Annotated in this window: 11 protein-coding genes; 8 read left to right on the top strand and 3 right to left on the bottom strand. The window is 68.7% G+C overall.

Annotated elements, in window-relative coordinates:
* Positions 1 to 92: 92 nt before the first annotated feature.
* Entirely contained in the window at positions 93 to 587 is a 495-nt protein-coding gene (locus ACWIGI_RS30950; RefSeq protein WP_454206275.1) for a phosphoribosyltransferase, read from the bottom strand.
* 114 nt (positions 588 to 701) lie between these two features.
* Entirely contained in the window at positions 702 to 1412 is a 711-nt protein-coding gene (locus ACWIGI_RS30955; RefSeq protein WP_454206277.1) for a metal-dependent hydrolase, read from the bottom strand.
* A 186-nt stretch (positions 1413 to 1598) separates the two neighbouring features.
* On the opposite strand from ACWIGI_RS30955, the gene ACWIGI_RS30960 reads away from it, so the two are divergent.
* From ACWIGI_RS30960 to ACWIGI_RS30985, 6 genes are all read left to right on the top strand, one after another.
* Complete coding sequence (locus tag ACWIGI_RS30960; protein ID WP_454206279.1) at positions 1599 to 2345, top strand: SCO6745 family protein; 747 nt, start codon at positions 1599 to 1601, stop codon at positions 2343 to 2345.
* Positions 2346 to 2425: 80 nt separating this feature from the next.
* Positions 2426 to 2947 (top strand): hypothetical protein, encoded by a 522-nt coding sequence (locus tag ACWIGI_RS30965; protein ID WP_454206281.1) that lies wholly within the window; start codon positions 2426 to 2428, stop codon positions 2945 to 2947.
* 71 nt (positions 2948 to 3018) lie between these two features.
* Entirely contained in the window at positions 3019 to 3909 is an 891-nt protein-coding gene (locus tag ACWIGI_RS30970) for an endonuclease/exonuclease/phosphatase family protein (protein ID WP_454206283.1), read from the top strand.
* Between the two features lie 66 nt (positions 3910 to 3975).
* Positions 3976 to 4629 carry a hypothetical protein gene (locus ACWIGI_RS30975; protein ID WP_454206285.1) on the top strand — a complete coding sequence of 218 codons (654 nt, stop codon included), beginning with the start codon at positions 3976 to 3978 and terminating at the stop codon, positions 4627 to 4629.
* Positions 4629 to 4991, top strand: a complete 363-nt coding sequence (locus ACWIGI_RS30980; RefSeq protein WP_454206287.1) for a hypothetical protein — start codon at positions 4629 to 4631, stop codon at positions 4989 to 4991. The genes ACWIGI_RS30975 and ACWIGI_RS30980 overlap by 1 nt, the downstream gene beginning before the upstream one ends.
* A gap of 121 nt (positions 4992 to 5112) precedes the next feature.
* Positions 5113 to 5955 carry a hypothetical protein gene (locus tag ACWIGI_RS30985; RefSeq protein WP_454206289.1) on the top strand — a complete coding sequence of 281 codons (843 nt, stop codon included), beginning with the start codon at positions 5113 to 5115 and terminating at the stop codon, positions 5953 to 5955.
* 180 nt (positions 5956 to 6135) lie between these two features.
* On the opposite strand, the gene ACWIGI_RS30990 is transcribed toward ACWIGI_RS30985, so the two are convergent.
* Positions 6136 to 7089, bottom strand: a complete 954-nt coding sequence (locus tag ACWIGI_RS30990; RefSeq protein ID WP_454206291.1) for an SDR family NAD(P)-dependent oxidoreductase — start codon at positions 7087 to 7089, stop codon at positions 6136 to 6138.
* A gap of 699 nt (positions 7090 to 7788) precedes the next feature.
* Between ACWIGI_RS30990 and ACWIGI_RS30995 the strand changes: the two genes are divergently transcribed.
* Positions 7789 to 8811, top strand: a complete 1023-nt coding sequence (locus ACWIGI_RS30995) for an AraC family transcriptional regulator ligand-binding domain-containing protein (RefSeq protein ID WP_454206293.1) — start codon at positions 7789 to 7791, stop codon at positions 8809 to 8811.
* A 174-nt stretch (positions 8812 to 8985) separates the two neighbouring features.
* Entirely contained in the window at positions 8986 to 10353 is a 1368-nt protein-coding gene (locus ACWIGI_RS31000) for an SPFH domain-containing protein (RefSeq protein WP_454206294.1), read from the top strand.
* The last annotated feature ends 91 nt before the right edge of the window (positions 10354 to 10444 follow it).

Consider the following 10444-nt stretch of genomic DNA (forward strand, 5'->3'; position numbering starts at 1 on the left):
GTGGTTGGTTTTCTTTTCTTTCCCCCTCTTTATCATGCCGGGGTTATCTTATACCCCGCCCCGCGCTTCGTCTTTCCCGAGCCGGGCTGGGTTCAGGCGTCCAGTACGCGGACCGGTCGGTCGACGACGGGTGGTTCGACGGACCAGGGGAAGTTGATCCAGCGGTCGGTGTGTTTCCACACGTATTCGCAGTCGACTTCCGAGCGGGGCTTCTGGTAGATGACCGCGCAGCGGACCTCGGCGACGTGGTCCTGGCAGAAGTCGCGCACGAGTTTGAGGGTGGCGCCGGTGTCGGCGACGTCGTCGGCGACCAGGACGGTCGCTCCGGTGAGGTCGACGGCGCTGGGTACCGGGGGCAGCATGACCGGCAGGTCGAGGCGTTGGTCGACGCCGGTGTAGAACTCGACGTTCATGACGTGCAGGTTCTTGACGTCGAGGGCGTAGCCGAGGGATCCGGCTACGAAGAGGCCGCCGCGGGCGATGGAGAGGATGAGGTCGGGCTCGAATCCGTCCTTGGCGATGGTGTGCGCCAATTCCCTTGCGGCGGTGCCGAATAGTTCCCAGCTGAGTTCTTCGCGGTCGCTCATGGTGCTCCGTCCCTGTCCCGGACCGATTGACCAGGAGATCATACGAGCGTGAGCGGGTGCTCGGATGCTGATCGGTTGCAGTGTCCGGGTTTTCGGGTCGGTTCGGTGTGTCGGCTAGGGCTGGTGGGTGATGGTGTACCAGAGCAGGCCGAGGGTGGCGAGGCCGAACAGCGGTACCAGGATGAGGGTTTCCATCTTGTTGCCGGTGCGGTCGATGATGGGGATTCTGGTGCGGATGTCCAGGGGCCAGAGCAGGCGGCAGCCGCGGTCGGTGAGGCAGTCGCCGAGGATGTGGGCGAGGGCGCCGAGGCCGACGGAGAAGGGGAGCCAGGCGGGTTTGTCGCTGATGAAGTAGTCCATGACGAAGGTGCCGCTGGCGGCGAGGGCGATATGGGTGCCCCAGGCTTTGGGTCCCTCGCCGGAGGGTGCCAGGTGTAGGGCGCGCACGGCCAGGGCGAGCAGGAAGAAGACCAGGGCGAGGGTGAACCAGCGGCCTATCCAGTGCAGTCCGGCCCAGGTGCCGACGGTGACGAGGGCGACGAACAGGAAGGAGTGGGTGCCGTGGCGGTGCCCGCCGGATATCCACGAGATGAATTTGCAGGCGGCGTGGGAGACCGGTCCCAGGACGTGGGAGATGGTTCCGTTGGGGTGGTCCGCGTCCGGGAGCAGGGCGGCGCCGGCGGTGAGCAGGGCGCCCATGACGAGGTCGACGGGGCGGATGTTGCCCATTTGGCTTGCGGGATAGGTCAATACGGTGAGCGGTAGCGCTGCGGCGGCCGCTGACCAGGCGAGCGCGCCGCTGGTGGCGTGTGAATGTCCTAGCACCACAATGAGATTAACCGTCATTTGGGCTGGTGTTCAACTTTGGGGTGATGCTGATGGTATGTGGTAGCAGGGGTTTCGTGTGCCGGGGACTGGGCAGGGCGGGTGGGAGCGGACCCGCCGGTGGGGGTGCCGGGCGGTGAAATAGTCTCGGGGGAGAATGCGCTTTCCGCTCAGAGAGGAACGGACATGTCGGTTGCGTCCGCGGTGAAGGATCAGATCCAGCAGATCGGCGGGGGGTTCATGTTCTCCCGGGAGGCGAAGGCGTTCGCCGCGTCGACGGGCGTGCCGGGGTTCCTGCCGGGGTATACCCGTGGCCGGGGCGGGGTGCTGGGTGATGTGGACTCCGATGTGGTGGCCGCGGCGTTCGGGTTCTTCCCGCCGGCGGCGGTGCGGGGGGCGTGGGAGGCGACGGCGGGGGTGCCGGCGGCGAAGGGGGCGCAGGGGTATCTGCAGGCGTGCCAGGATTTCGGGCGGCGCAAGCTGGCGGGGTTCGAGCCGGTGGAGCGGTTGGCGGAGTTGCTGGAGCGGGTGGCCGACGCGGCGTCGGTGGCGGGGGTGCCGTTGTTCGCGGGGTGGCGGGCGTTGCCGCGGGCGGAGGACGCGCCGGCGCGGGTGGCGCACGCGGTGCAGGCGTTGCGGGAGTTGCGGGGCGGGTTGCATCTGATGGCGGTGCGTTCGAGTGGTCTGTCGCCGTTGCAGGCGGTGTTGATCGCGGGGTCGCCGTTGAGTTCGGGTCCGGATCAGGCGCGCGGGTACGGGTGGGGTGAGCCGTTCGAGGAGATCACGGCGGATTTGAAGGGGCGGTGGGTGCAGGCGGAGACGATTACCGATGATCTGGTGTCGCCGGCGTTCGCGGTGCTGGACGATCGGGAGGCGCAGGAGTTGATCGCTCTGCTGAGTGCCTGTCACAGCGCGGTTTTCGCGCGCCGCTGACCGGACGAGCGTGGGGTGTGGCAGGCTCGCCGGTCAGTGGGTGCCTGCCGCGCTCGCGCGTGACGAGGGATGGGGATGTCATGAGTTCTCGGGTGCTGCGGTTGCGGGCGTTGATCGATCATCCGGCGACGGGGGCGAACGAGCGGGCGGCCGCGCGGCGGATGCTGGATCGGATCCTGGGTGCGGGTGTGCGCGCCGAGGCGGGGGATCGGGTGTACGGGGCGCGGTACGGGCGGGCGGGCCGGCATGCGGGGCTCGAGGAGGTCGCGGAGTTGGTGCGCGCGGATATCGCGTTCGCGCGTGTTGTTTTCACCGAGCCGGGCGGGGCGGATGAGGTGGCGGTGTTCGATCCGATCCGGGATGCGCCGGCGGGGCTGGTCTACGAGGTGTGTGCCGAGCCCGCGGTGTCGGCGATCGTGGTGCGGGTCGAGGCGGTGCCCGCGGAGTGGGGGTGGGGTGCGGACGGGGAGGTGAGTCCGGCGCTGTCGGCGGTGGCGGCGGAGTTGGCCGAGATCATGAACGCGTACAACCGGGACGGGCAGGGGATCGGGCGGCGGTTCTTCGCGCGGGTGCGGGTGCGGGAGCAGACGCTGATCTGGTAGCGGGGGCGCGGGCGCGGGTCGTAGAGTTCGGGGTGGATTCCCTTGGGCGCGAACAGGAATACGGAGTATCGATGTCGGAGACCGGAACCTTGCGTATCGCTCAGCTCAATATCGGGTCGTTGCTCGAGCCCAAGTGGGAACAGCGCCGGCACGAGGTGCTGGCCTGGTTCGAGCGGCTCGACGCCGACGTGGTGTGCCTGCAGGAGGTGTGGGAGGACGTCACCGCGTCCGAGAGCACCAATACCGCGCGCTGGCTGGTGGACAACGCGCCGGCGGGGCGGTGGCACAGCTGTTTCGGCGGGTATGCGTTGCCCGAGGACGCCTGGCACGATCGGAATCTGCGGTTCGGTTCGGCGATTCTGAGCCGGTGGCCGATCGAATTGTTCGAGGTGTTCGCGCTGCCGGGTGATCCGGCCCCGCGTGATCCGCACCCGTCCTATCGGATGCAGGCCGAGCTGTTGTACGCGCGCACCGCCGGGACCGATGTGTTCAGTACCCATCTCGCGCCCCCGCCCGCGCAGGCGTATCAGCGGGTGCGGCAGGTGCTGGAGATCGACGACATCATCGCCTCCCGGCACGATCGCACGGTGACCGCGCTGCCGCCGATCCTGTGCGGGGACTTCAACGCCAAACCGCTCTCGGACGAGATCCGGTTCCTGCAGTCGAATGCGGTGCTGGAGGGGCGCAGCACCTCGTTCCAGGAGGCGTGGGCGCTGCTGCGCCCGAACGAGGTGGGCTACACCTACGATCCGATCACCAACCCGCAGGCGCGGTTTCTCAACGTGCCGCCCCAGCGGATCGACTACGTGTTCGTGGGTGACCCGTTCCTGCGCCCGGAGGGTGCGGGCCGGCTGCTGAGCGCGGACCTCGCCTTTCACGAGCCGTTGACCGGCATCATCGCCAGCGACCATTACGGGCTGGTCGTGGACGTGCGCTGGCCGCAGCGGCCGCCGAACCCGTGAGGCGCGCCCGCGTATTCACGCGTGCGTCGGCCGTCGGTCGTGCCCGGTCGGCGGTGAACCTTTAGCATGCGAGTCGTACGCGGGTGGTTGCGAATTCTGGTGTGTGTCAGCGTGCTCGCCGCCGCGGGCTGCGCGGGGGCGATCGACCGGGCCGATTTCGAAGCGCAGATGCGGGCGCGCGGCGGGGGATTGGTGAGTGCGCTGCCGCAGGGGGCGATCTCGGCCCTGAGTCAGCGTTTGGGTGGCGCGCCGGTGCAGGCGACGGTCCTGGTGATCACCGCACCGGACTCGGCGCGTTTCCGGGCGGTGCTGTTCGATCAACCCGCCCATGTGACCGCCTTCTTCGACGACCGCGATCTCACCTCGCGCGAGGCCGCGGTGTGGCTGCGGGTGCGGCCCCCGAACCAGCCCCGCGAGCTCGACGACTACTCGTATCTGCTCGGTGGCCTCGGATCCCCGGAACCGGTGCGGGTGTCCGCGCGCGAGGACCTCGACGCCGAGAGCTTCACGCTGAGCGAGGTGAGCGGGCTGTCGCGGGTGGAGGACATCGTCGATACCGCGCTGGCGCGCAGTGAGCTCACCGACGGGTACGTGAGCGTGATCGTGGTCGGCCGTTTCGGCGACGAGGTCCGCATCGTGGCCAATGTCGTCTCACCGCGCGCGGAGACGGTCGTGGAATTCGATCACACCGGCGCGTTCACCCGGGTCAGGCGGGCATGATGCGCCGACTGCTGCTGACCGCATTGGGCGCGGCCGCCATCGCCGCCGTGGCCGGCATCGTCATACCTTTGGCGATCTGGCCCGGTGAGGCGAAACTGACCGCGCCGCTGTTCTGTTCGGCTCCCTACACCGAACCGATGGTCGTGTCGGACACCTGGCACGACTCCGAGGGCACCTCGGTCAACTACACGCTGTACTGCGTGGGGGAGCGCGGGGCGTACACCGACGAGGGGTTCGCCCGGCCCATGCTCGTCATGTCCGCCGCGCACGCTTTGATCGTCGCCGCGCTGGTGGTCGTGATCGGCCTGCCCGCGCTGCGCCGCAGGGCCGCACCCGCGCGGTCGGGGCCCGTCGAATACTGACCGCGATCCATACCGGCCGACCGCGATCTATCCCGGGCGAATTCGTTTGTCCGGGAACACGACCCACCCCGAGTTTGATACTGTGCGCCGATAGGTGGCTGCGTGAATGGGATGGTTCGGCATGGCGTTCAGCCTTATCGACAACGGCGAGGACGACGAGCGCGAACAGCGGCGTGACACCGTCTCGGTCTCGGTATCGATCACCGTGTCCGCGACCATGAGCGTGTCCGCGAACACCGTGCACCAGGTCACCGGATTCCCGGGCGCGCCCGCCGAACTCACCACGATCACCACACCCCAGCCCGCGCCCGCCGAGCCGCCCGCCCTGGCCGCGGCCCCCGCACCGGCGACGCCCGCCGCGACGACGTCCGCGACCACCGGGCCGTACGTGATGATGACCCTGGATCGCGGCCTGCTGCCGCACAGCCTGGAATTCAGTGTCGACTGGGCGCATCGGGTGCCGCCCAAGGACGTCGGCGCCGCCCTGTACGAGGCGTATCGCACCGCGCTGACCACCCACACCGCCCACGCCTCGGACGAGCTCGGCCGACGTCGTCATCGCCGCCGCCCGGCCCGGCATTCCCCCGATCACCGGCTGACCCTGCGCGATCAGACGATCATGCTGCTCGAGACCACCACCTGGAACAAGTACTGCCGCCTGCAGGACGAGCTGCTCTCGGACGGCCGCTACTTGATGAACGGCGCCGCCACCCAGTACGGTCGCGCCGTGGTCACCCTCACCGGCAACCGCGACGCCATCGACTCGATCGAGGTCGCCCCGACCTGGCCCGGCTGCGCCGACCCACAGGCCCTGGAAGCCGAACTCATGTGGTGCGCGGACCGGATCCGGGCCCTGCGCCCCAAGTTCGTGCCCCAGCACGACTGGTCCGCCCACACCGACGACGAGCTCCTGGAACTGCAGCAGCGCCACCGCCGCACCCTGATCGAGCTCAGCGCCCGCTGACCGCCCGGAAGCCGTCGCGCGACCCCAGCCGGCGGGAGCACAGGGGCTCGGCCCTGTATCCGATAGGACAGGTGCGACGGGCCCTGCCAGCCGGTTCCACCCGCAGCACGGTGGCCGTAGAACACTGCCGCGGTCGCGAACCCGCTCGAGCATCGGCAGGAGCGGGTTCGCAACCGGAGTTCAGTCGTGGGCCGGGGCGGGTTCGGGGGTGGGGACCGGGCGGAGGCTGGGGGACGGGGCGGTGGTCTCCTCGGGGAGCATGCGGTGGAGTTGGTGGAGGCCGTAGCGGGCCAGGTCCGGGAGGAGGCGGTTGAACCAGATGCTCAGGGCGCCGTGCAGGTTCTCCAGGTGGGCGGGGCGGTCGATGATCGCGTCGGTCAGCATGTTCGCCGCGGCCGCGGTCGACAGGGCCTTGTAGCCGCTCCAGCCCAGGGCTGCGCTCATGTCGGTGGCGACCAGGGGGATGCGGACGTCGGTGAACAGCACCCCGTCGCCGTGGGATTCGTTGGCCGCGATGCGCATCACCGCCTCGAGGGCGGCCTTGGAGCCGACGTAGGCCGCGAAGCGGGGGATATCGGTGATCACCCCGAGCGAGGAGCTGGACACGATGTGGCCCGAGCCGCGCCGGCGCATCTCCGGCAGCAGGCGCAGCACGAGCCCGACGGGGCCGAAGTAGTTGATGCGCATGGTGCGCTCGAAATCGTGCAGGCGATGCTCGGACTCGGCGACCGAGCGCCAGATCGAGCGGCCCGCGTTGTTGACCAGGATGTCGGGGGCGCCGAACTCGATCAGGACCTGGTCGGCGAGCTTGTCGACGCCCTCGGTGGTGGACAGGTCGCCCGGGAGCGCGAACGCCTTGCCGCCGTTGGCGTGGATCTGGGCAACCAGTTGGTCGAGTTCGCTGGTGCGGCGCGCGGTCACCAGGACCGTGGCGCCGGCGGCGGCCAGGCGCAGGGACAGGGCGCGCCCGATGCCGCTGGAGGCGCCGGTGATGAGTACGGTGCGGCCCGAGACGCGGTCGGTGAGGGTGGGGCCGAACGGTAACGGGATGCGGTGCGGCATGGTCAGGGCGTTGACGACCTGACGAGTGACTTCGTGCTGAACCTTCGCGATTGTCTTTCCGATACCGAACATCACGCAACACCGCTTCCCGACTCGAATTCCTCTGCGGGACGATGTTATTCGAATGTGACATGCGGTGTTCGGTGGGCGATGTGCAGAATCGGCCAACCTTGGGCCAACAGGTTTGGGGGCGGGGTGATCTGGTCACCGGGCGGGGTGGCTGGGGAGTGCTGCTGGTTTGCACTCGATGCAAGAATGGGTGAACTCGCCGGTGGCGCAACAGAACCCGGGGTCGGGGCGTGCCGGTTGATAACTGCGGGGAATGCCGCTCGGCCATCAACTTGACATAATGTCGATTATCGGTACTTTTACGGCGGCTGCTCCGGCTTGTTGATCTTGTTGTGTGACAGGCGTATTCGCGCGTTTTCCGCCGATCCCGCACCCGCCGCCGCCCGGGTCTCACCGGCTGGGCGCATGTGTTCGTGCGCGTAAACGCCTGTCCCCGGCGCGTTCTCGGCGCACCGGAAAATTGTTTGCGCGCACCCGCCGCCGTGCTGGAAATTTTCCTGTTCGGCCCGGAATCGGCCGATGTGTGCCTCTCGGCGCCTCTCGCGGGTCCAATCGTGTTGCCGGGGTGGATTATCGGTGGCTCCCCCGGGTCTCGCCGGTCCAGACTTAAACGTCACTGTGACGAATCAATGGAGTGCCACCCGGGTGCCGTATCTCCGATTTCCGGTGCTGTGGATGCTGGACGTTTGCGAAAATGCCTCTATGACGGACGGACCGAGGCAACGGCGTTCCATCACCAGCGCGATGCTCATCGCGCAGTTCGCCGTCGAACGCGGCGTCGCGGTGGCCGAGGTCTTGCGCGGCACCGGGATCGCGCGCGACGAACTCGACGATCCGACCGCCGAGATCACCCGCGCACAGGAGATCGGGCTGCTCGAGAACGTGGTCGCCGCGCTCGGTGACGAACCCGGATTCGGGTTGTTCGCCGGGATCCGCTCGCATCTGGCCAATCACGGCGTGTGGGGTTTCGCGATCATCAACAGCCCGACCGTGCGCAGTGCGGTCGAGGTGTTCGTGCAGTACAACGACCTCTCGTTCAGTGTGGCCCGGTTCCGCGCGCACAACGAAGGCGCCGAGATCTGGCTGGTCCGTGACGATTCGGCGGTGCCCGAACGGATCCGGCGATTCGCCCTGGAATGGGATCTGGCCACGTTCGCGACCATGCAGCGCGATTTCTTCCTGACCCCGATTCCGGTGCGGGTCGAGGTCGCCATCGCCGCCCATCCCATGTACGAGATGTTCAACCTGCTCAACGGGGTCGCGGAGGTGAGTTTCTCGGCGCCGCGCACGATCCTGAAGTTCGCGCCGGGCGCGCTGGATCTGCCGCTCCCCCAGGCCAATTCGCTGTCCGCGGCCTACTACGAGAAGAAGTGTATGGAGTTGTTGCAGCTGCGGCGCTCGCGGCACGGGGTCAGCGGGCAGGTGCGCCAGCTGCTGATCCACCGGTCCGGGGTGGCCTCGCAGCCCGAGATCGCCGACGAGCTGAATCTGAGTGTGCGCACGCTGCGGCGACGGCTGGCGCAGGAGGGCACCACGTTCCGGGAGCTCAGTGATGAGACCTCGGCGTTGCTGGCCGAACAGCTGCTCGCGGCCGGGTTGACCGCCGAGCAGACCTCCACCCGGCTGGGGTACTCGAGTGGTTCGGCGTTCGCGGCCGCGTTCCGGTCGTGGAAGGGGCAGACCCCGCACCAGTACGCGCGGGATGCGCGGGCCGCGCCGCGATGAGGGGCCGCTCCCCCGGGCTCGAACGAGGGGAAACCCCCAGGTCAATGCGTCACAGTGACGCAATGACCTGGGGTCCGTGGACCTCCGTCGCAGGTGTTCGTCTGGCGTGTGCCGCCGGCCGCGAGGCGTGAAATTCGCTGGGCGGGAGGGGTTTTCGTGGGCTAGCCTGCGGCCATGACAGCCAAGAACAATTCGTACCTCGATCAGGTGGTGGCGCAGCAGGCGGTGCTCGAGGAGAATCTGCGGTCCGCGCCGCAGCCGGGCGCGCCGTACGGGTCGGGTGGCGGCGGGCGGGGTGTGCTGGCCAAACGCGCGGGCCGGGCGGGGCCCTCGCGCGAGACCCCGGTGCAGGGGCCGGTGGATGTGCGGATCACCGGGTTCTGGCGGTGGCAGACGGTGCTGGTGCCGCCGAACGCGTTCGTCGTGCACACCCGGCGCGGGCGCAAGGAGCCGCTGCACATCGGGCTGGGGGTGTCGTTCCGGTTCGATCCGGGCACCGATTCGTATCTGGTGGTGCCGGGCGCGATCCAGACGATCCTGATCAACGCGTACTGCATCTGCCAGGAATTGCAGGGCGTACTCGTGCAGGGGTACGTGCAGTGGATCATCGACGATTTCGCCACCGCGTATCGCAAGCTCGATTTCTCCGACGGTGAGGATCCGATGCGGTTGGTGAACGTGCAACTGCGGGAGCAGGCCGAGGCCGCGATCAAGGACAAGGTGTCCACGATGGCGGTGCGCGATGTGCTCAGTGACAAACAACCCATCATCGAGGAACTGACCGCACGCCTGCGCACGGTGGCCGAGGGCTCGGCCGAGCCCGCCGAGCGCGATGATCGCGGGCTGGGGTTGCGGATCGTGACCGTGCAGATCAAGGAGGCGGTGGTCAGTTCGACCACGCTGTGGGAGAACCTGCAAAAGCCCTACCGCAGTGACCAGAACCGGATCGCGCGCCTGGCCGAGCTCGAGGCGCAGGAGGCGGTGTCGATGCGCGAGCTCACCGCCGCGCGCACCGCCGAGGAGCGCCGGATCGAGAACGAGCGGGAGCTGTCGACCCTGCGCGCCCAGCACGAGGCCGCGCGGTTCGATCGCGAGGCCGCCGAGCGGTTGCGCCGGACCGAGCGCACGCACGCCGACGAGCGGGCGGTGTCGGATCTGGCGCAGGAGGCCGCGTTGCACGCGTTGCGGCTCGAGCGCGATCAGCATGCCGAGCGGGCGGAGAACACGCGCCTGGCCGCGGAGTTGCGCCGTCAGGAGCTCGAGGCCGAGCTGGCGCTGGAGGCGGCGCGGGCGCGGGCCGCGCACGAGCAGGCGCTGCTGGGTCTCGAGCGTGAGCGGGTCGCGGTGGAGAACGCGAATCTGCGCAACGCCAGCAGTATTCAGGCCGAGCTGGTGGGTGCGCTGCCGGCGATCGTGGATCATCTGCCCGCCCCGCAGGAGCTCAAATCGGTGCAGATCGGCGGTGACACGCTCGGGTTGAGCGGGTTGATCGCGCAGTTGGGGGCGATCGTGGACACCGTGCGGGACCCGGATCGACCGTGAGAGGTGTGTCGTGGGGGGGGCCGCCCCCCCGGGCCGCGCCCCCCCTTGAGCACAACCCACACCGGGCGGGGGGGGTGTGGTGAAAGACAAC

The sequence above is a fragment of the Nocardia sp. NPDC055321 genome, from assembly GCF_053645575.1.

What these genes read in the sequence shown, in the direction of transcription:
- ACWIGI_RS30965 (WP_454206281.1), top strand. Translation starts at nt 2,426, where the DNA reads ATGAGTTCTCGGGTGCTGCGGTTGCGGGCGTTGATCGATCATCCGGCG.
- ACWIGI_RS30985 (WP_454206289.1), top strand. Translation starts at nt 5,113, where the DNA reads ATGGCGTTCAGCCTTATCGACAACGGCGAGGACGACGAGCGCGAACAG.
- ACWIGI_RS30960 (WP_454206279.1), top strand. Translation starts at nt 1,599, where the DNA reads ATGTCGGTTGCGTCCGCGGTGAAGGATCAGATCCAGCAGATCGGCGGG.
- ACWIGI_RS30995 (WP_454206293.1), top strand. Translation starts at nt 7,789, where the DNA reads ATGACGGACGGACCGAGGCAACGGCGTTCCATCACCAGCGCGATGCTC.
- ACWIGI_RS30970 (WP_454206283.1), top strand. Translation starts at nt 3,019, where the DNA reads ATGTCGGAGACCGGAACCTTGCGTATCGCTCAGCTCAATATCGGGTCG.
- ACWIGI_RS30975 (WP_454206285.1), top strand. Translation starts at nt 3,976, where the DNA reads ATGCGAGTCGTACGCGGGTGGTTGCGAATTCTGGTGTGTGTCAGCGTG.
- ACWIGI_RS30950 (WP_454206275.1), bottom strand. Translation starts at nt 587, where the DNA reads ATGAGCGACCGCGAAGAACTCAGCTGGGAACTATTCGGCACCGCCGCA.
- ACWIGI_RS31000 (WP_454206294.1), top strand. Translation starts at nt 8,986, where the DNA reads ATGACAGCCAAGAACAATTCGTACCTCGATCAGGTGGTGGCGCAGCAG.
- ACWIGI_RS30990 (WP_454206291.1), bottom strand. Translation starts at nt 7,089, where the DNA reads ATGTTCGGTATCGGAAAGACAATCGCGAAGGTTCAGCACGAAGTCACT.
- ACWIGI_RS30980 (WP_454206287.1), top strand. Translation starts at nt 4,629, where the DNA reads ATGCGCCGACTGCTGCTGACCGCATTGGGCGCGGCCGCCATCGCCGCC.